General features: G+C 40.2%; 13 protein-coding genes and 4 pseudogenes. 2 read left to right on the plus strand and 15 right to left on the minus strand.

The window, feature by feature from the left end; genetic code table 11:
- Positions 1 to 158: 158 nt before the first annotated feature.
- The 13 genes and pseudogenes from AX677_RS05210 to AX677_RS05270 form a co-directional block, all read right to left on the minus strand.
- Complete coding sequence (locus tag AX677_RS05210; RefSeq protein WP_060976400.1) at positions 159 to 1,862, minus strand: sensor histidine kinase; 1,704 nt, start codon at positions 1,860 to 1,862, stop codon at positions 159 to 161.
- Positions 1,859 to 2,593, minus strand: coding sequence for a response regulator (locus AX677_RS05215; RefSeq protein WP_060976401.1), 735 nt, complete (start codon positions 2,591 to 2,593; stop codon positions 1,859 to 1,861). Before AX677_RS05215 ends, AX677_RS05210 begins: the two co-directional genes overlap by 4 nt.
- A 59-nt stretch (positions 2,594 to 2,652) precedes the next feature.
- Entirely contained in the window at positions 2,653 to 3,762 is a 1,110-nt protein-coding gene (msrB, locus tag AX677_RS05220; RefSeq protein WP_060976402.1) for a peptide-methionine (R)-S-oxide reductase MsrB, read from the minus strand.
- 15 nt (positions 3,763 to 3,777) lie between these two features.
- Complete coding sequence (locus AX677_RS05225) at positions 3,778 to 4,341, minus strand: redoxin domain-containing protein (protein WP_060976403.1); 564 nt, start codon at positions 4,339 to 4,341, stop codon at positions 3,778 to 3,780.
- A 70-nt stretch (positions 4,342 to 4,411) separates the two neighbouring features.
- Positions 4,412 to 4,732, minus strand: a complete 321-nt coding sequence (locus AX677_RS05230) for a hypothetical protein (RefSeq protein ID WP_002909792.1) — start codon at positions 4,730 to 4,732, stop codon at positions 4,412 to 4,414.
- 27 nt (positions 4,733 to 4,759) lie between these two features.
- The gene (gene ccdA2, locus AX677_RS05235) at positions 4,760 to 5,470 is read right to left on the minus strand and encodes a thiol-disulfide oxidoreductase-associated membrane protein CcdA2 (protein WP_060976404.1); all 711 of its coding nucleotides are present in this window, start codon (positions 5,468 to 5,470) and stop codon (positions 4,760 to 4,762) included.
- A 157-nt stretch (positions 5,471 to 5,627) separates the two neighbouring features.
- The gene (gene brnQ / locus AX677_RS05240) at positions 5,628 to 6,956 is read right to left on the minus strand and encodes a branched-chain amino acid transport system II carrier protein (protein ID WP_060976405.1); all 1,329 of its coding nucleotides are present in this window, start codon (positions 6,954 to 6,956) and stop codon (positions 5,628 to 5,630) included.
- Positions 6,957 to 7,381: 425 nt separating this feature from the next.
- Positions 7,382 to 7,936: a GNAT family N-acetyltransferase gene (locus AX677_RS05245; RefSeq protein ID WP_060976406.1), complete on the minus strand. Its 555-nt coding sequence runs from the start codon at positions 7,934 to 7,936 to the stop codon at positions 7,382 to 7,384.
- A gap of 54 nt (positions 7,937 to 7,990) precedes the next feature.
- Complete coding sequence (locus tag AX677_RS05250) at positions 7,991 to 9,769, minus strand: ABC transporter ATP-binding protein (protein WP_060976407.1); 1,779 nt, start codon at positions 9,767 to 9,769, stop codon at positions 7,991 to 7,993.
- Between the two features lie 13 nt (positions 9,770 to 9,782).
- Complete coding sequence (locus tag AX677_RS05255; RefSeq protein ID WP_060976408.1) at positions 9,783 to 11,519, minus strand: ABC transporter ATP-binding protein; 1,737 nt, start codon at positions 11,517 to 11,519, stop codon at positions 9,783 to 9,785.
- 368 nt (positions 11,520 to 11,887) lie between these two features.
- Entirely contained in the window at positions 11,888 to 17,458 is a 5,571-nt protein-coding gene (locus AX677_RS05260; RefSeq protein WP_060976409.1) for a ZmpA/ZmpB/ZmpC family metallo-endopeptidase, read from the minus strand.
- A 335-nt stretch (positions 17,459 to 17,793) separates the two neighbouring features.
- Positions 17,794 to 19,005 (minus strand): annotated as a pseudogene (locus AX677_RS05265) (tyrosine-type recombinase/integrase).
- Positions 18,998 to 19,249: a DUF3173 family protein gene (locus tag AX677_RS05270; protein ID WP_002933823.1), complete on the minus strand. Its 252-nt coding sequence runs from the start codon at positions 19,247 to 19,249 to the stop codon at positions 18,998 to 19,000. Before AX677_RS05270 ends, AX677_RS05265 begins: the two are co-directional and overlap by 8 nt.
- A gap of 354 nt (positions 19,250 to 19,603) precedes the next feature.
- Here AX677_RS05270 and AX677_RS09530 point away from each other — a divergent pair.
- Positions 19,604 to 20,273, plus strand: a pseudogene (locus tag AX677_RS09530) (transposase); the annotation flags it as partial.
- 132 nt (positions 20,274 to 20,405) lie between these two features.
- On the opposite strand, the pseudogene tnpA reads toward AX677_RS09530, so the two are convergent.
- Positions 20,406 to 20,831: pseudogene (tnpA, locus tag AX677_RS05275) on the minus strand (IS200/IS605 family transposase).
- 142 nt (positions 20,832 to 20,973) lie between these two features.
- Between tnpA and AX677_RS09415 the strand changes: the two are divergent.
- A pseudogene (locus tag AX677_RS09415) lies at positions 20,974 to 21,099 on the plus strand (IS110 family transposase); the annotation flags it as partial.
- Positions 21,100 to 21,330: 231 nt separating this feature from the next.
- Here AX677_RS09415 and AX677_RS05280 read toward each other — a convergent pair.
- Positions 21,331 to 21,665, minus strand: a 335-nt coding sequence (locus AX677_RS05280) for an LPXTG cell wall anchor domain-containing protein (RefSeq protein ID WP_060976410.1), incomplete at its 5' end; no start/stop codon positions are given.

The following is a 21,665-nucleotide window of genomic DNA, read 5'->3' on the forward strand; positions in this document are numbered from 1 at the left end:
ATTTTTCACAAATCGGCTACGGTAATTTTCTTGCAAACTCATGAGACTAGGAAAAGAGAAAATTTCGCTTGATGAACAGCAAAACCAGTACAGTTTTTTCAAACAGTAAAAAGCCGGAGAAAGTTCTACCGGCTTGAATATTTTAAAACTTAATAGACCTAATCATCTGTAACTAGCGGCAAATAAAGACTAATCTGGGTAAATTTATCTGGTTCGGACTGGATTTCCATATGGTAGTCGTCTCCAAACTGCAATCTTAAACGTTGATCAACATTTTTCAGGCCGACACCACCTAAGCGAAGGAGAGTCGCATCCATAGAGGTGTTGACATCAAAGCCGCGGCCGTTATCATAGATAGACAATATCAGTTGTCCTTCTTCTACTGCCGATGTCACTCTAATCATGCCTTGTCGGTCAATTTCCTTGATACCATGGTAGATGGCATTTTCAACCAAGGGCTGTAGTACCAGCTTGGGCAGTTTATAATCAGCTAGAGATTCATCCTCTTCAATCTCATACTGGAGCTTATCACCATAGCGCTGCTTCTGGATAAAGAGATACTGACGAACGTGATCAATCTCATCTTTGAGAGCAATCTGTTCATGTCCTTGATTGAGCGCCAAGCGGAAATATTGAGCGAGTGATTTTGTTACCTCAACAACACGTTTGCTGTCATTAAACTCAGCCATCCAGACAATCGTATCCAAGGTATTATAAAGGAAATGGGGATTGATTTGAGCTGAGAGAGCTCGGAGCTCATAGCGGCGGACATTTTGTTCTTCAGCCTTGACAGCTTCCATTAGTTGTTCAATTTGGTCCAGCATTTTATTGAACTGCTGAGCCAAGTCAACCAACTCTGGAGAACCCTTAGCTTCCGCTCGCAGATTTGAGTCGCCTGCTCCAATCTTCAGAATAACTGCTTGTAGATTCTGGAGAGGCTTAATCCACAAACGCAGGACAAACCAAATACCAGTTAAGCACATCAGGAGTGCTAAAACACCCATTCCCACAAAAGAATAAAGCATCTGTGACTGAAGCATTTGCAATTGCTCCAAAGAGGCAACGCCAATTAAAGTCCAGTCGCTGTCTGCGATATCAATCTGATAGACAAACGCCTGCTTCTGGTCTGCGTAACCGTCCTTGACCGAGATATAGGACTGCATAGCTTTCATTTCCTGACTAGAGGAATAAACACTCTTCTTAGGATGATAGACAAATTCATGCTGGCTATTGACAATAAAGCTAAAACCCTTCTTTCCTAGCTGAAGCCGATCCAGATAGGCTTTGAGACTCTTATAGCCGATATCAAAACGTAAAACACCGAGATTCTGCCCTGCTTCATCTACTACTTCCTGAGTGACAGAAACAACCCACTTCTCCTTCTCTGATGACAGAGATTCTTTCCGAGCAGGAGTCAAGACAGGCATGGCCCTGGTATGGATAGCTTCCTGATACCATTTTTCATTCATCATATCAGAGGATGTCTGCATGCTGATTTGAGAATCTGTTGAGACCACGCGCCCGTCCTTGGTAACCAATACTGCCGACACCAAATCTGGATCTGTTTCAATGATGGTTTTCATCAAAGCCTGTACTGACCTTTCACTACTTTCTTGATTCTGAGCAAACTTCCGAATCGTTTCTTCCTTGCTCAGTGTAGATGTAGTTTGCTTTAATTTCTGCAAATAGGAAGCAATGAACTGTCCGCTTTGCTCCATGCTATTTCGCGTCGTCCGCTCTGTCAGCTGCCTAATAGTCCCCGAGCTAGTCTGATAGTAAAGACTCCCAACAAACCCCAAGAGTAAAAGAACCAGCAGAAAAATATAGACAATCAACTGGATAAGAAGCGGATATCGTTTCATTTCTCCTCTCCTTTTTTAAACTGCCGAGGTGTCAGCCCGACCACCTGCTTGAAGCGCTGAGAAAAATAGTTCATATCTTCAAAACCTACCTGCTCTGCTATTTCATAAATCTTCAAATCTGTAGTTAAGAGTAAGAGTTTTGCTTTTTTCATCCGTTCTTGAATCAAATAATCTTGAAAGGGCAAGCCTAGTTCTTTTTTGATAAGAACGCTAAGATAGGACGAACTAAACCCCAATTGGAAAGCCAAACTTTTCAGACTTAACTCTGAATCAGCAAGACGCGCATGAATAGCCTCTTCCAACTCAGAGTGCTGTCCCTGATCAACCAAGTTTTGAATCTGGGCTTTTTTGCGTTCTTTATCAAGCTTGGTCTGCAGCTTGGCCAACATCTCCTCAACATCATCCTTGGAAAATGGCTTGAGAAGATAGTCATCTGCGCCTAGTTTAATGGCGGTCCGAGCATAGTCAAAATCATCATAGCCCGTCAGAAAAACGATATGGCACTTAGGAGCCTGGTCCCTGACTAGCTTGGCCAGTTCGAGACCGTTCATCTGTGGCATATTGATATCGGTCAGCAGGATATCAGCAGGATTTTCCTGAAATTTCTGCCAAGCTTCTATTCCATTTTCAGCCTGGGCAATGACTTGCATACCAAACTGTTCATAGTTTACCAAGGACGCAATCCCCTGTCTTACCAGATACTCATCCTCTACAATCATAATTGAATACACAAGATTCAACTCCTTATTTATACTGGATTTATTATAGCAAATTTTCAATCAAAATGCTCTTAAACATAATCCAAAAGATAACCGTAGCCCTTCTCCTCCATTTCAGCTTTTGGAATGAACTTGATTGACAAACTATTAATACAATAGCGTAAGCCGCCCTTGTCCTTAGGACCGTCTGTGAAAACATGGCCCAGATGGGAATTTCCAACCCGGCTACGAACTTCAGTCCGTGTCATGTTGAAACTCTTGTCTTCTTTGTAAGTTGCAACATCTGGACTGATAGGACGGGTGAAACTCGGCCAACCACAGCCTGAGTCAAACTTATCCTTTGATGAAAAGAGAGGCTCTCCCGTCACCACATCCACATAGATACCAGCATCGAACTTATCCCAATAGCGGTTAGAAAAAGCCCGCTCTGTGTCATTCTTTTGTGTGACTGCGTATTCTTCAGGAGAGAGCTTAGCCTTAATCTCTTCATCGCTAGGCTTAGGATAGCGACTAGCTTCAATAACAGGGTAGGCAGCTTGATTGACATCGATATGGCAATATCCATTAGGATTCTTCTTCAGGTAATCCTGATGATAATCTTCTGCTTTGATAAAGTTTTTCAGAGCTTCTTTTTCAACAGCTAAAGGTTTATCATATTTCTTAGCAACCTCATCAAAGACCTGGTTAATAGTATCAAGATCAGCTTCATCCGTATAGTAGACACCTGTCCGATACTGGGTACCCTGATCATTTCCCTGCTTGTTTTTAGAAGTTGGATCAATAATGCGGAAATAGTGAAGCAGAATTTCTTTTAGCGAAATTTTCTTGGCGTTGTAAGTAATGTGAACAGTCTCAGCATGACCAGTTTGAGAGACCAATTCATACTTGGTCGTGTCGCCTTTACCATTTGCATAGCCTGATACTGCATCGATTACACCTGGCACGCGAGAAAAGTACTCTTCTACTCCCCAGAAACAGCCGCCAGCCAGATAAATTTCCCGCTTATCCTCTTCCTTGACATCTTCTTGCTTTTGTTTGGCTACTGCTTCTGTCTTGCTCATAGAGGCTTTCTTGATCTGTTCAGGAGATGATTGCTTACCATTCCCCGCAATCACATAGACCAGTCCAAAGCAGACAAGCAAACCAAGCATAACCAGAAGAATTTTCCATTTGCCTTCCATGTTCATTGCTCCTTTCTACTTGATTTCTTTTAGTGTTTTCTCAATATCTTCCTTGCTCATGTAGCCAATATGTGTCTTGGCAAGAGAACCGTCGCTTCCTACGAATAGAGCAGATGGATAAGAGCGAATACCGTATTCTTTCAGCAATTCTCCCTTGGTGTCCATGAGAACTGGGAAGTCTTTGTAATCCAAAGATTTGTACCATTCCTTGAAATCATCAGCAGACTTTTCTCCATTAAAAGTCGGAGACACCACCGACAGGACAACATAATCTTTTCCTGACTGCTCCTTAGCCAAATCATTGGTATCACCAAGTGTAGATAGACAGATAGAGCACCAAGAAGCCCAAAACTTAAGATATACTTTCTTGCCTTTGAAATCAGACAACTTGTAGGTCATGCCATCTACTCCTTGCAGACTAAAGTCCTTGGCCATCTTGGTAGATTGCTCAGAATCAGCTTTTGTTTGCATATTGCTTTTATCACTTTTAGAAACTTCCGAGTTTATCTTCTGATTTGAACAGGCTCCCAAAAAGCCGACACAAAGCAGACTGACTGTCAATATCGATAACTTCTTCATCGTTTTCTTTCCTTTCAAAATAAGGAGAAAGCCGACAAAACTGACGACTTTCTTTCCTATGGTGGAATTCTTATTTGTCAGATGACATTTCGGATGAATCTTTCATGTCATCCTTCATGCTTGAATCACTTGATTTCATATCATCTTTCATATCAGACTTACTGTCGGACATCATAGAAGAATCCTTCATATCATCCTTTTTCATTTTATCATCAGACATGCTGGAGTCTTTCATATCCTCCTTCTTCATGTCGTCTTTTTTCATATCGTCTTTCTTCATCATGCTGCTGTCATCCATCTTCTTCATATCAGAATCTGATTTTTGATTAGAGCAGGCAGCTAGGACAAAGATACTAAGTGCAGCGATTGTAAGTGTAGTGATTTTTTTCATGATGTGTCTCCTTTAATTATATAATTTTTATCCAAATAATGATGCTAAAACGTTTAGATTTCCAAGCATTAGCAAAATTCCCATGAGAATAATGAGTGCACCGCCGATTTTCTTAAGCGTTCCCATATAAGGTTTGAGTTTCGCAAAGCGCTGTACTACCCAGCCGGAAGCCAAAGCCATTGCTAGAAATGGAAGGGCTAATCCAAGTGTATAAACCAACATAAGCAAGCCTCCCTGAAGAGCGCCGTTGCCCCCAGAAGCTGCAATTGCTAAAACAGAACTTAGAACAGGTCCCACACAGGGAGTCCAACCAAAGCTAAAGGTAATACCCAAGAGAAAAGCGTTAAGAAAGTCACTTCTTTTACTATTCTTTTTAAGTTGGATGCTCTTTTGCTTTTGCAGCTGCTGGATATTGATGATCCCCATCTGGTGGATTCCCAGTAGAATGACAAACCCGCCCAAAAAGTAGCGAAACCAAGGGGCATAGAGAACTTGCCCTAGAGCGCCAGCTCCGTAGCCTAAAACCAAAAATACAGTAGATAGGCCTGCTATAAAGCAGAGCGTTTTAGCTAGACCATACCAGGAAATGTCTTTTCCCATAAACCGAACCGTTTTCGGCTGATCCGAATCCAGCAGAATTCCTACATAAACTGGCATCAGCGGTAAGATACAGGGCGAGAAAAAAGAGAGAATCCCCGCCAGAAAAACAGAAATAAAGAACAAAAAACTTGTTGCCATTTCAAAAACCTCTCTATCAATTTCTGACTCTAGTATAAAATAAAAATCCCCCTAAAAATAGAGAGAAAGATTTGAAAAAACTTGAATTTGATGTTATATTGCTTGAGATTTCTGGATTTGGCAAAAACATCCACCACATTGTGGCGGATGTTATCTATTAGCTCTCCATCTCAAAACGCTCACTCTTCTGCTTGTTTGGCAAAAAGAGAGAAAGTAGGATTCCAACTAGAGCTGGCACCAACCAAGGCAGGGAAGCCTGAGCAAATGGAAGGGCATTTACCTTATCACTTACCCAAGCGATATGGAACTGCTCCCCAAGAACACTAGCAAAGGAAATCAGAGTCACTGCTGCCACCGTCATTTGCATACCGATTTTGGACAGTGGTAAGAATTTATTGACAATGACAATCAGAACGATAACAATGGTAATTGGATAGAGAATTTGCAAGACTGGAACAGAATATTGAATGATGGCATTGAGGCCAAGATTAGCAATCGCAAACCCAATCAAAGTAAAGACCGTTGCGTACACTTTATAAGATACCTTAGGGAAAGTTTTATGGAAGAATTCCCCAGTCGATACAATAAGTCCTGCTGTTGTGGTGAAGCAAGTTACAGTAACCATAGCCGCAAGGAAAATCTGTGCGGTAGGTCCAAAGATAGCCTGTGTCGCCTGCGACAGGACATAAACACCAGGATTGCCTTTAGAAATAACTTGAGAAGGAACTGGGAAATGATTACCCAAATAAGCCAAACCAATGTACATGGCACTAAAAGCTAGTGCCACCACTATGCCAACGACCCAGATAGTTGAAACATACTCCTTTTTATTCTTGAAACCAAGCTGGTTAAGAGTTGTTACAGCAATTACGCTGAAGGCCACGGAAGCCAAGGCATCCAAAGTGTTATAGCCTTCCAAGAAGCCCTGTCCAAAAGCTGACGCAGAATAAGCGTGCGAAGCCTGCTGAGGTGACGTTGTTCCGTATTTCAATGCTCCTAGAATGACTAAGATAATAATCAAAACTGCAAAGACAGGCGTCAGAATACGTCCAATCCGATCCAAAATCTTAGATGGATTCAAAGAAATCAGATAAGCCGCTGCAAAGTAAAGGGTCGTGAAAACAATCAATCCAATACCGGTCATATTTTTAGACAACATAGGAGCAATGCCGACTTCATAGGCTACTGTCGCTGTCCGCGGAATAGCAAAGAAAGGCCCAATTGACAGATACAAAGCCACGAGATAGACAATAGCAAACCAAGGTGCAATCTTCTGAGAAATCTCGTGGATATAGCCCTTAGGATTGAGCGTTCCAATAATCAAAGTCAGGACAGCAAGCCCAACCCCAGATAGGACGAAGCCTGCAATAGCCGGCCAAAAATGCTGACCAGATAATGTTCCAAGTGAAGGCGGGAAGATCAAGTTTCCAGCACCGAAAAATATTCCAAACAAGAGCAAACCTGTCAAAGCACCTTTTTTAATCACGAGAATCTCCTTTTTAATTTTTCATGCTTTATCATTATATACGGAAATAGCCCACTCCGCAAGATTTTTAACTTTTCACAGTAGGTTGGTTTAAAATCAAAAACAATACAGCGAATTAAATCGAACAATTTATCAATGGTTTTTAGCAAAATCATCACTTTTCCACAGATTTAAGGCTTATTTTAAATTATTTTAGAATAATACAAATAAATTTGTTTTAAATCGTATATTTCACCAACCTATCTCTATCTTTTTTTGATGGTCTACTTTCTTTAAACAGACATGCTCTACTGTTGCTGAATGCGAGAAAAATACAATATTGTCCTTCCAGATCCAAAACAAAATAAAAGAGATTTTTCATAGTAAAAAGGTTGAGACATCTTATCTCAACCTTTTAAAAATGGCTATAAATCATTTAGCAATCTTTACACATCGCTAAATCTTCTGTATTTAATTTCGAATTCAAAGAAGTTCTTCTCTTGCAGCATATGGAAAATATCCCGATAAGCCTCCTCATCAAAATGGTCTCCCAAATACAGGATTTCAAAGCTTAATCCTTCATATTCCAGAAAGGCATTGGTTGTTCGAAAGCCATTACGCTTATAGAAGTCCATACGTGCTTGACGTTGCTCTAAATTATCGCATTCTTCATCGACACGTTCCACCTCTAGAACCATAGTTTTTTGATAGAATTCTGTCAGCTTATGAATAATCTCTCCTCCATAACCGTGACTGCGGAGGTGCGGCATAATCGCAAAAAAGCTGACATAGAACATTTTTTCGTTATAAACTGCAAAAGCAAAACCAACAAATTCTTCCTCATTGTAGAAGGCAAAGAAATGAGACCGCTTATCGTTTGTATAACGTAGAAATTCGCTGATAGGTACCCTTTCCTCTATAGGAAAAGCCTCGCGGTTTAAGGCCTCAACCTTATCCAAATCCGGAAATTCTGCTGTAATAATTTGACTCGTTAAAGACATTGCTACCTCACTTTGCTTATATTCTAGCAGTTATCAAATGATTTAGCAAACCTTTTAAACTTCTTCCTCTTTTTTAGAAAATTGACTCTGGTAAAGGTCATAATAGAATCCTTTATCTGCCAAGAGACTCTCATGATTCCCTTGCTCGATAATCTGACCATCCTTGAGCACCAAAATCTTATCTGCTTCTTGAATGGTCGACAGACGGTGAGCAATGACAAAACTGGTCCGACCCTGCATGAGTGTTTTCATGGCCTTCTGAATCAAAAGCTCCAGCCGTGTATCAACAGATGAGGTCGCTTCATCCAAAATCAGAATCTTAGGATTAGCCAAAAGAGCCCTCGCAATCGTAAGCAACTGCTTCTGACCAAGCGAGATATTGCTTGATTCTTGGTTCATTTCCATGTTGTAGCCGCCTGGCAAGGTCCGGATAAAATGGTCCACATTAGCTGCCTTGGCTGCCTCGACAATTTCTTCATCAGTCGCTTGCAGATTGCCAAAACGAAGATTTTCTTTGATAGTCCCCTCATAAAGCCAAGCATCCTGAAGCACCATACCAAACTGTTTACGGTAGTCCTGACGGGAAAGATGGCGAATGTCATGCCCATCCACAGTAATCGCGCCTTTGGTCACATCGTAGAAACGCATGAGTAGGTTAATCAGCGTGGTCTTACCAGCACCAGTCGGACCTACAATGGCGACCATTTCTCCAGGTTTGACCTCCAGATTGAAATTCCGAATGAGCGGCTTATCTGCCACATACTGGAAGTCTACATCCTTGAAGCTAACCTGACCTGTCAGATCTTGATCCAGCTTTTCTGTCTTATCATTGACTTCATCTGCTTCGTCCAGCACTTGGAAAATCCGGTCCAAAGAAGACTTGGCACTCTGCAGCTGACCAGCCAGCTGAGTCAGGTTTTGAATGGGTTGGTTAATCTGCCAGACATACTGAACAAAGGCTTGCATATTTCCGACTGTCAATCGCCCTGCAATAACCTGAAGACCGCCCAGCAGAGCCAGCAAGAGGTAGGTCAGATCTGAAATAACATTCAAAACAGGCATCATCAAACCAGAGATAAAGCTGGCTTTAAAACCTACTTTCTGCAGATTTTGCGTAATTTGACGAAAATCCTCCTGCGAGCTTTCTTCTCTGACATATAGCTTCAAGATATTAAAGCCTGTCAGATTTTCCTGAACAAAGCCATTCATAGCCCCCAGTACATCTGCCTGCTGTTTAAAGTAAGGCTGGGATTTCTTCACGATAAAGCGAGCACTAAGATAAGTAATCGGAATCGAGATTACCACAATGATACCCAACTGCAGATTGAGTACCAATACCATGACGATAACCAAAATCAGAGTGAAGACTGCGTTGATAACCTGCAGAAAGGACTGCTGCAAGGCATTTGAAACAGCTTCGACATCGCTGGTAAAACGTCCCAGCAAATCACCAAACTGATGTCTATCAAAGTAAGAAACGGGGATGCGATTAATCTTATGACTAAGTTCATTGCGCAAGTCACGAATGGTAGCCTGCATTGCATTGGTCATAAAGTAATTAGAATAGTAAGAACCGATTTCATAAATAATCGCCCGCACAAAATACAAGACCATGACCCAGCCAACATAGGACACATTAATTTGGGCGCCAGCTACTCCCTTTGCCATATCCAGCAAATTATTTGTCAACTCTGTAATGGCTAAGCCTAAGACAAAGGGCTCGACGATACTCATGACGACGCTGAGGATTTTGAGGAAGATGGCAAAGGCGACTGCAAATTTATAAACTTTTAGGTAGCTCCACAGGCGAGCAAAACTAGATGTGTTTTTCATATCAGTCTCCTTTCTATTCCTCTGTCAAAGCTTGATTCTTCAGCTGCGAATCCGCAATTTCACGATAGATATCATTGGTTTCCATCAGCTCTTCATGCTTCCCGCGTCCAACGATTTCACCCTGATCCAAGACGATAATTTGGTCAGCGTCCATAATGGTTCCCACACGTTGGGCTACAATCAGCACCGTTGCCTGACCTGTCACTTCTTTGAGGCGACGACGAAGCACCGCATCTGTCTTATAATCCAGAGCAGAAAAAGAGTCATCAAAGATATAAATATCCGGCTTTTTAACTACTGCACGGGCGATAGAGAGTCGCTGCTTCTGCCCTCCGGATAGATTGCTGCCTCCCTCAGCCAGATGAGTCTCAAAACGCTCTTCCCGGCTCTCAATAAAGTCCTTGGCTTGAGCCACCTCAGCTGCCTGACTCAGCTCTTCTTGGCTGGCTTCTTCCTTTCCGTAGCGTAGGTTCTCCGCGATAGTTCCGGTAAATAGGAGAGCTTTCTGCGGGATAAAGCCAATCTTCTGACGCAGAGCCTTCAGATTGTATTCACGGACGTCCACACCATCCACTAAAATCTTACCTAGTGTTACATCGTAAAAGCGTGGAATCAGCTGTACCAGCGTAGACTTACCAGAACCAGTTGAACCGATAAAGGCAATAGTCTCGCCCGGCTTAGCCTTGAAAGAAATATTATGCAGTACAGGACTCTCTGTCTCACCTGGATAAGCGAAGGTTACATTGTCGAACTCCAGATAACCCTGCGTATCTGTCTCGGTTACACCATTTTCATTAGGATTGATTGAAATGGGCATATCCATGACTTCCTTGAGCCGCTGGCTCGATACCGCCGTCCGAGGATACATAGTAAAGAGATTGGCCAAGAAAAGGAAGGAAAGCAGGGCGTGAAAGCTGTATTCTATAAAGGCAACAAGATTTCCGATTTCAAGACTTCCATCCCGCAAAGGATCGAGGGCAAACCAGACAATGGCCACAATCATCGCAATAATAATCTGTACAAAGAGTGGCTCTGTCAGACCAGTCAGCTTAAAGAGCTTATTGGAGTTTTGCGCATAGACCTCATTTTCATCAGCAAAACGCTTCTCTTGAAATTCCTCTCTTGCAAAAGCTCGAATAACGCGTAGGCCAGTCAGATTTTCCCTCACATACTGATTAATCTTATCAAGGGTCTTCTGCTGCTTTTCAGACAAAGGTTTGGTTTTAACCGCTACATAAATGACCACGACTGCCAAGAAAGGCACTGAAACAGCTACAATCCAGGCCAGAGATGGACTGGTCAGAAAAATCATGAGAATACTGGACAGCATCATCATGGGAGTAATGACGCCCATTTTCAGGGTTTGCTCCGCAAACTGCATAAGAACAAAAGCATCCGAAGTCAAGCGCGTGACCAAAGAAGACACTCCAATCTGCTCATACTCATGATGAGAATACTCTTGCAGCTTGGCATAGAGATCATTGCGCATGTCCTGCACCATGGTCGTCGTTAGCTTCCCTGCCGCATAAGCCAGAACGATTCGCCCCAGCACTCCTAAGATAATAACGCCAAACATGACCCAAGCCCAGAAAAAGAGCCGGTCTGTCTGCTTAGGATTGATTCCTTCATCAATCATCCGAGCCAGCACTGTTGGCAGACCTAGATTAACAATCACAAAAAAGATTGCCGCCACAAAGTCTAAGACCAGCCACTTAGGATATCTCTTCAAATAAGACCAAATGTATAACATAATTCCTCCTTCACCATCTATTCAAAAATAACTCACTCTAAAGCAACCATGTGCTTTCTAAACACAGAAAAGAGCGCGCAAATGCACGCTTTAATATGAACATTATAACAAAAATATGAAGGAGGGTAAAGGTCATTTCAGGCTTTTTTCTGCTTATCATCAGCCTCATAAATGACTGTCAGCAGCAAACTGCCTGAAAGCAGACTAGCTACAGTTTTAATTGCTTGACTTATATAGAAAAACAAACCTAGTTTTCACTAGGTTTGTCATTTCTTTTCTACAAGAAGGTGTGAATCCGAGAGTAATTCAAGCTCTTCCATAACATTTCAGACTTGCAACTTTGCAGACCATTTGACAGCTCAAAGCAATCACTTCTGGTTTTCAAAGATTGATGTTCTGAAATCTTTAGTCTGATCAAGGTAAGCTTTAAAGACTGCTTTTTTCAGCTTGTGGACAGCACTGTCATGTTCTGGTTTATAGCCGCTCCAAGAATACCAATTGTCATTTGCATCTTTGAGAACTGCTTCATCCATCAAGGTTTGCAACTCTTCTACAGTACTTATAGTCTTAGTAGCATAACTTGTCCATGGTTGTCTCGTATCATCAAATGTGACTTTATTCAGCCTGTCAAACTTGTTTTTACGTTCTTCATACATAGCTTTCTTAAACTCTGTCCAATTATTAAACTGACCATTGAAGACCTTGCGTAAAACCAAGTCATCTGTTACCAGACCTCTGGTCTTACCATAGATACTGATGGTTTTTCCGTTTTGCTTGGCATCATCTTCATACTGGTTAGAGATATAAGGAACCATACCATCTTTGAAGCCTTTGGCTGCCAAAAGCTCATAAGCCATACGCCGTCCCATAAGATCTCCAGGCGTTCCTTTTTCACTGCTTAATGCCGAATAAATCGGAGAGAAGAGCTTAATCGTATGGTAGCCGTTTCTTTCTACATCACCATTTTTGTACTCACGCGCTGAAAGCATATCATTTTCAATGAGACTGTCGAATGAATTTAATTTTTGCGCATCCGCCATTGTAATATTTTTTATCACATTCGTTGCGTAAACATCATTTCCATCAACATCTCGGGCATATTTATTCTCGACTTTTCTCAGCGCGTTCACTTTCTGCACATCGGACAGACGGTTCACGATTGACATACCTTCTAGGTACTCCAACATATAAATGACATCAAACATGTTATGAACATAATTTTTTAAATCATCCGCATTTTGGAATCGTTGAGTTGGATCCAGGACTTGCAAACGAGATTTTTCAGATGCATCATTCTTGTCATATTTGAGAATTGAATTGACCGTGATTGTCGTATCATCTGGATGATCCGGTGCTTGCAACAAGCCCTTGGCGAAGAATTCAGGACCAAGTCCGCTTCTTCTTCCATATCCTCCTAAATAGATCTCATTATCAGAATCATGCGTCATTTCATGGGTATAGGTAATGGCTCCGTCCTTGTCTAACATACGATAGCCCATGTAGTAAACACTGTCCCCAGTAGCGTAAGCTCCGTGCTTATTGTGTACGACCTTATTTCCAACTGGTCCGAAGAAATACTTCATGGCTAGATTAGAACTGTCAAATTGTGCCTCCGCTGTAGCCTTGCCGACAGTAGCATCATCACCGAACTTATAGGCATCATAGAGTAAGATATTTCGATAGAGCTTTTCACGGCCCTGCTCGTCTAATATTCTATACCAATAATCATAATGGTCGCGTTGACGTTTTGCGGTTTCTTGGACATTATCCTCAACAAACTTATTGAGTTCTGCTCCTGCTCTGTGCTCATTATTTCTATATCTGTCATAGGCACCAAAACCAAGACTGGATATAGTCGATATGATAAAGACAGATCTTTCAGGCATCGTCAGCAATGGCAAGACCATATTTCGGTATTTCCAAGTGTCGCTGGTAATTCGATCATACACCCCGATAGAATACTTGCTGCCAGCCTGCTCTTGTTTGACCCTCACCTCATTAATAGCTGATTTTTCTTCAACGATATAAGCCTTGGTTTGCTCTTTAAACCATTGATTATTTGTTTTGTTTGGTAAAAATACTTCCCGGTAATTGGCAAGCGTGCTAAACAAATCTTTTGTTGCATTATTGTTTACAAGGCTGATGCTATAAGCATCTACATTGTTCTTGGCAAGAAGATTGTTAAAGCCAGATTTACCTAATTCAATGATTGTATCTAGAGGTGATACGTTACCCTTACCAAAGAAATCCATGTGATACATGACTAAGTCTTTGACATTCACGTCACCATAGTTAAAGTTGTACCAGCGTTCTAAATAAGTCAAACCTAGAAGCAAGGCTTCCTTGTTGCGTTTGATTTTATCTATGACGTAACCATTAATCGTTTGATTTTCGCTGGCAATGACTGCATCAGCAGACAAAAGTTTTTCCAGTGTATTTGCTAGATTTTCCTTCGTTTTAGCAAACTGCTCTTCTAAGTATAATTCCGTTAATGAAACTCCTGAAGAAATACCTAGGGTGTTTCTGATAGCCTCAGACTGATAATTGACTGCTCTCAAATCAGGTAAAACTTCATTGATGATCGAACTATGACTATGCAAGAGTTGATTTGGCGTATAGATGAGACCTGTATCGCCCACGCGATATTCTGCCAACTTACTAAAGTCAGATTGGTAGGTGAGATCTAGCTTTTCAGATGAATGATCCTTATAGTGCAGCAAGAGCTTATTAGCCGCCTCTTTATGTGAAGCAATATCTGTAATCACTTCATTATCCTTCATCATGACTGCAGATAGGACTTCTTTTTTAAACAAAGCGCTATCTTCTTTTACCAGATTACCGTATTTTACAATGGTTGCCTTATTATAAAACGGCAGTAATTTTTCAATATTCTTATATGCTAAAGCTCGACTGGCTTGATAGTCTTCAACCTTAGAAAAATCACTTTCTTTATTAGTGCTAGTCAGCAAGGTTTCGACTTTCGGTGCAGAAAGAGAGTTAATTTCAGATTTCTTGCTTGCAATTTGAGAAGGATCAAGGATTGTTCCTCTCTCTTCGAGTGATTCCTTGGTGACAACCTCATCCTTTTCAAGAGTCACTTTGTAGACTCTGTTGTCTTTGTTGCTATACGAGTCAGTTATCCTCATTCCTCGATAGTGATAGCCACTAATCGCATTCCCGTTCATAACATTGACATCGCTAAGAACATTGTGCAATCTTCCAGCATGTCTCTCTTCGTTAGAGTCTCTATCCCACAAGTAGCCAGCCACACCAGCAACACTTCCAAAGCGTTTCACATTATTAATGTTGCCCTCGGCATAACTATTGCTGATAAGCGCATTCTTCTCAACAAGACCTGCAAGGCCGCCGACAGTTTGGTTTGTACTATCCGCATTTGATGAGATGGTAATTGTAGCTTTTGACTTATCAACTACTGCATTGATGCCAGTCAGTTGACCTACTAATCCTCCGATATTGTATGGAGACCTCGTTTCATAGGAGTTGATAATTCTTCCCTTGAAACCACTATTCGTAATCTTAGAATTATCAGCCTTCCACACCAAGCCACCAATGCCACGTTCACCAGCCAGAACACCGTCTACATGGACATTGTTAATCCTTGTTGCATTATTCGCTTCATTTGCAAGGGCCCCAATGTCAGATTTCCCTGAGATATTTACATCTTTAAGAGCCAGATTTTCTACAGTAGCTCCACTCAAAGTGTCAAATAAAGGCTTCTTCAAATTATAAATAGCATAATGTTTTCCGTCTTTGCTGCCAAAGAGCTTACCTGTAAATCTGCCCTTTATATAACTGCTAGCGCCATTTTCTAGTTCGACCTCATTGGCATTCAGACTAGCACTTAAATAATAAGTTCCACCAAGATCATTATTTATAGCTTGAACCAAATTACTAAAGGAAGTAAAGTTTGTGACTTCTTTCGCTGCCTTTTTAGCTAAATAGAAAGTAAAATTGTCCTCGTACTTATTGTTGATATCCTGTTTTAATTTTTCAGCACTTGCAGTAATTTTATAAACTGGCTGACCATCTTTCGTGCTATCGACTATTGAAGAAATCGGCAAGAAAACATCTTTAAATTTAGAAGATTTTACTTTCACGAAATAATTCTCTTGATTGCTTGGAACTGCATCCAGAGAAACGTGCTGCTTGTACTTCCCATCCGTTAGACTATATAACTCCACGTCAGATACATTTCTTAACTCGATATTTTTTTCTGGTTCTTGCTTCTGCTCTTTAGGCTCTTGAGCTTTTTCAGTAGGATTTTCCGCTTCTGACGCCGCTGGTTCGATGTTTCCAGTATATTCTTGCGGAGGTTCTACCTGCTCAGGCTCAACTATGGCTCCTGCTTGAACACCGGTGTATTCTGGTAATGAAGACACTTGTTCAGCTTCAACGATTGATCCTGCTTGAACACCTGTATACTCCGGCAATGGAGTAACTTGCACGGGCTCAACAATCGCTCCTGCTTGAGTTCCTGTGTATTCAGGTAATGAAGACACCTGTTCAGGTTCAACGATTGCTCCTGCTTGAACACCAGTGTATTCAGGCGATGGGGTGAGTTGTTCAGGTTCTACTATGGCCCCAGATTGGACGCCTGTGTACTCCGGCAATGAAGTCACTTGCGCGGGTTCTACAATTGCACCAGATTGGACGCCTGTGTACTCCGGCAATGGAGTAACTTGCGCGGGTTCGACAATCGAACCGGATTGCGTTCCTGTGTATTCTGGCAATGGAGCTACTTGTTCGGGTGACACTACCGCGCCTGCTTGAGTTCCTGTGTATTCAGGTAAGGGCGTCACTTGCTCAGGTTCTACTATCGCACCGGATTGGACACCTGTGTACTCTGGTAAGGGAGCAACTTGCTCAGGTTGAACCAAGTTAGAAGTTACTGGTTTTTCGCTAGGCGTTTCAAGCTTTTTAGTCCCTTTTTCCACTATTTTAGGAGTCGCTTCCTCTATTTTTGTCGAAAGAACTTCCCTAGAAACTTCCGCATTATCTACCGTAAAAATTCGGACGGCTTCGATTTTACGACCTGGTTTGCCTTCTTGTTTTACTCTTACAGTACCTTCAGCTAAATCAGGATTCTCTTGTATTTGTTCTCCATAGGCTATCTCAGTTTCAATAGACGTTTCTTTGTATAATAGTTCCGGCTTAGCTAGTCGGGCAGACAAAACTTCATCTTGAGGCTCAATTGTATTGACGCCAAGAGTTTGATTTGTCAATCCATTCTTATCAAAAGAAACAGAACAATCTAGCTTCTTATTTTGGTTTAAAGCTTCTTTATCTAGATTAGTATTCTGCTGACTATCAAGAATCTTATTGTCTAATAATTTTTTAATTGATTCATCTTTTATGTAGCCAACATAGGTATATCCTGAGATTTCACCTGGTGAAGGCAGACTTTCCCCAGCCGACACTTGATATTCAGCATTATACTGTAGCAAGATCCCATTTTCCAGCGCATCGACAGATAGTATCAAACCTCCTCCGACGCTAGCCCCCACCAAAACAGTCAATAGGAACTTGCTTTGAACCTTTCTTTTTGACACAACAAAAACAACCAATCCTATCGTCGTTAACAGACCAGCCGTCATCATAGTATTTGAATTGTTATTGTCGCCTGTATTCGGTAAGGTTTTTGCTCCAGCATTTGAGTTTAACCTGTAGACAAGATAGTAAGTCTCCTCATTGCCTTCTGACATTTTAGGAAATCCACTTACAATCAACTCCTTTTCTTGCGGAGTTATTTCAGTATCTGTCACGTATTTATAGTGAACATTCAACTTTTCCTGTGCTTGAACAGAGTCAACCCCAACGATAGACACAAAAAACAAACTAGAAATAGCAGCCGAAACAAGTCCGACAGCTAATTTCCTAAAAGCAAACCGAGTTTGCTTCTCCCCCAAAAAATTTTTCATAAAATCCCTTTCAAATTATTCTAAAAAGAATAACAAATCCTTTAACCAGAGAATGAGCAACAGTAAGCCATTGCATTCATCTGAATCTCCCTAACAAAAATCTCCTAATCAACAATCTCATATAACTTTTATCTTATTCATAATATCTCCTAAACCGCAATAATCTGTCTCAATTATATCATACAATCCTATTTTTTGTTAGCGCTTTAACATAAAAATGATTTTGGATACAAACAACCAAGTCTTTCGACTTGGTTGTTTTCTATGATTGGAAACTCTATTATTTAAGAGTAACTGAAGCGTCGTTGCTTTAATTGTTCTCATACAGCTATTTTTTACTTAGTTTCTCCACTTGGCGGGATTGTGGCGGGATTGGCAGTTAGTCCGAGCTCTCCTAACACCTCTGTTATTTCAGCACCGCCAGTAACAATCTGTCTATCATAGAAATGAGAATAGGTGTTTAGTGTTGTAGCTTTGTCCGTTCTTCCTGAACGAGCCGAGACATACAAAACATCTTTTTTTAGAACGTTTATCATAAATGAATCATGACTATGACGTAGACCTTTCCCAGTAATAACAGGAACCTTAGCCGCTAGTGCATGCCTTTTTAACATTCGACTTAAGGTAGATTTGTTCATTTGAGAGTTAAACCGTGCTAACACGAAATTATCTTCTCTATTATACACTTGTACAGTTCTCCAATTTTGCAACACTTTAACAGTTTCGTCATCTATTTCTAAGAAACGCATTCCTGCCCTAGTTTTTGTCTGCTCTTTTCGAACGTATTTCCCATTCCCTTGATATTCTAGGGTAGACTGAATATGAATAACTTTATTTTTAAGATCTATGTCTGATCACTTTAAACTAAGACCCTCAGAGACTCGCATCCCCGTCATAAAATAAAGCCAGATAGCCGTATAAAACTGCCTCTCTTCATAAACTGTCTGATCAAAAGTTTTTAATACCTTTTCAAGTTCCTCTACAGTCCAAAATTCAGTTTTCGGTTTTTCTCCTTTAGGATTGTCTAACTTTCGACAAAGATTATTCTCAATGTATTCCAAGCGTTCTGCATAATTTAAGCACTTCTTCAGTTTACACCAAAGTCCTTTTGCGTAGTTTGGAGAGTAGTCTTCCATTAAAGATAATCTAAAATCTTCACATTCCCGAACATTGATTTCAGACAATTTCTTGTCAGCAAAAACTTCAATAAAAGTCTTATACTGAGGATAAGCTGTTTGAAAGGTTACGGACTGAACAGTTTTCTTATAATAAGGCAAATAAACATCTTCCATAAATTTTGAAAATGGAATATCTAATTGTGGTCTTTTTGCACTAACACTAGCTATTTTAGCATTGTATTCAGTTCTTATCCTACAGACTTCGTCAAAGGCTTGCTTTTCTGTTTTAAAATCAATTCCAAATTGATCTTTATAAGATTTAACCCTAAACCTCCTTCGGTCACCCGTAGTTGGATCTACACTGAATTCAACCTCATAGTAAATTTTTCCTTTCTTATTTCGACTTACGCATTTATATTTTTTACTCATTTTGTTCCTTTCTTTCAGAAAGCAACTTAAAGCCGAGTAATTCTTCTACAATATACTTAGGAGCTAAATTAAGACGTGAATTATCAAATGGTGATTTACTTAATTCTACCACATTATTTGATAAAGCTCTAGATTCTTCAAATTTTCGAACAGCAATTAACTTTGCTTGTCTTATAATATCCCGTGCCGTATGTTCAGGAAAACCTAATTTCATTAATTCTGTATGATTTATTGTTTGCATCATCTCTTCTTTCTACTTTTTATTGCATAGATTTCAATCTTTTGATTAAGCTTAGAATGGTTCAACAAGTTAGATCATTAACAAAAAGTCATAAACTACTTTTCTATAAAATAATTGTACATAGCATAATAGTCAAATTTCATCTATATTTTCGAAATGATAAAGTAAAGGTATCTTGTAAAGTCGTAGGGCTCTATGGCGCTAGATGTCGTTTTACAAATTGGCAAGAGACCTGTTTTAGTTCAAATTTTATCAAAGCATGTGGGATATGCCGGACATCATATTGGAAATGAAATCACTAAAATAAGGAATCCATTCAAGACAAAGAAGTAAACATGATATGGATAAGTTTTAGGAATTGATGTGAGTAAAGCAAACTCTGAAGTAGCTATTCTTATCAACGGACAAAATATACATGGTTACTACTCTATGCACAATGGTACGATTGGATTTAATCACCTACTGAAAGACCTGAAAACAGAACAACACAACAGATATTATATTCCAAGCTACGGGTGTCTATTCTCACCGTCCTCAAGCATTTCTAGATAATAATGGATACGCTTATATACGTCTTAACCTTCTGGAAGCTAAAAACAGTTGAATAGTCTGCGAGCACGGAAAATAGATAAAATTGATGTAGGCAAATTAGCTTCCTCACAAATTTGTCTTAAATCGTAAAACAACTTATAGTGACCCCAGCCGATTCTATCAGAATCTGACAGAAGATATCGTCAGGCCTAAGAAAATAGGTTACACAAGGTTCTTCAAGTTTCCTTCCCAGAAATCGAGAGCTTGCTCTCTATACCTACAGGATAGCAATATTGGAATCTCTTGACGGTCTTCCCAACCAAACAATATCTTTATTAATATTGATCTCAAACACTTTTAATCTGGTGATTATCTGGCACAGGAACATATTACCAAGCGTAGTAATCCTTACACTAGAAAAATCCTATATAAATATATTCATAACATCGCTTCAGCTAGTCACACCAATCCATATCACATTGCAGACTTCTATGAGAATCAAAACCACCAGTGTAAACTGGTGGTTTATTCTGCGGCTGTAAGCCGCTTCTACCGGTCAGGGGTAAAAGCCCGCCGAAATAGCTTCCTCGCGCACCACTTTCCCGAGCAGGTACTTAAGCACCTTGACTTACTTTCTCCTATTCATTTCGCCAGTAAACGGATCTACTGCCTCGAATAAAGTAAGCTGGTCTGCTACTCTGTCTTCTTGTAATTGATTTTGAATATATTCAGCTATCACTTTCTGATTACGACCTACCGTATCTACATAATAGCCTCTGCACCAAAACTTTCGATTCTCATATTTGTATTTTAAATTCGCATGCTTATCAAAAATCATCAAGCTGCTATTTCCCTTTAAATATCCCATGAAAGCCGAAACACTGAGTTTGGGCGGGATACTGACAAGCATATGAATATGATCGAAACAAGTATTGGCTTAATGTATGGTCACACCTTTTCGCTCACATAAGTCACGTATGATTTTTCCGATACTAGCTTTATATCTGCCATAAATGATTTGACGATGATACTTTGGTATATGATAAACTTTCATTAGCCTCTCTCATGAGATATCTCCTTTGTGATGTTTAGTAGTGGCGGGGAAACCACTTCTATCTTATCAGTTTAGGAGGTTCTTTTCTTACCACGCTAAAAGCTATCCGGAACCACTAGCATAGCTAGTGGTTTTCAAGAGACAACAAAGAAGACAATCGCAGACGACTTTAACTAAGCCACATGCGATTGTCTTAATACATCAACTCATCAGGATAATGTATTACCTTGTAATGCATAACAAACTTTACAACTATACTTCAACTTAAAATCATTAAAGTCAACTATGCCCTATCATTGTAACAGCTCGTTTCAAAAGATGTCAGATGAGGTGTATCTTTAGTGTACCAAAATTTTCAAAAAACAGCTCGAACTCATCCTTAAAATATTACCTTAATACTCAATGAGAATATATTTTGAACTGGAAATCCGCATTACCCTTGACAAATAGTAGAAAAGAATCTAAATATTTCTCTTATTTATGTATCCATAGAAAAAATTTAGTCTTCTTTTTTCTTGCGAGTTACAAGACCAAATCCACTCATCAGACCAAGGATACCAAGAGCTGCAAGGGCAGAAGGAGCTTCTGTACCGGTTTTAGGCAATTCTTTAAGCGTGCTCTTAACTGGTGTTTTACCCGCTGGTTCTTGTTTGCGTGGAGTGACCTTTTTTCTGTAAACATGGACTGTATTTCCATCTTTATCAGTTATCGTCTTGATAAATTCATAGCCCGGAATATCTTTCTTAGGTTGTTCACCGTCTTCGGTTGGATAACCTGGAATTTCATTGCCTTCCTTATCCTTATGACTGGTCTTAACCTTCTCATAAACGTGTT

It is taken from the genome of Streptococcus sp. CCH8-C6, assembly GCF_001557225.1.
GTDB classification, from domain to species: Bacteria; Bacillota; Bacilli; order Lactobacillales; family Streptococcaceae; genus Streptococcus; species Streptococcus sanguinis_C.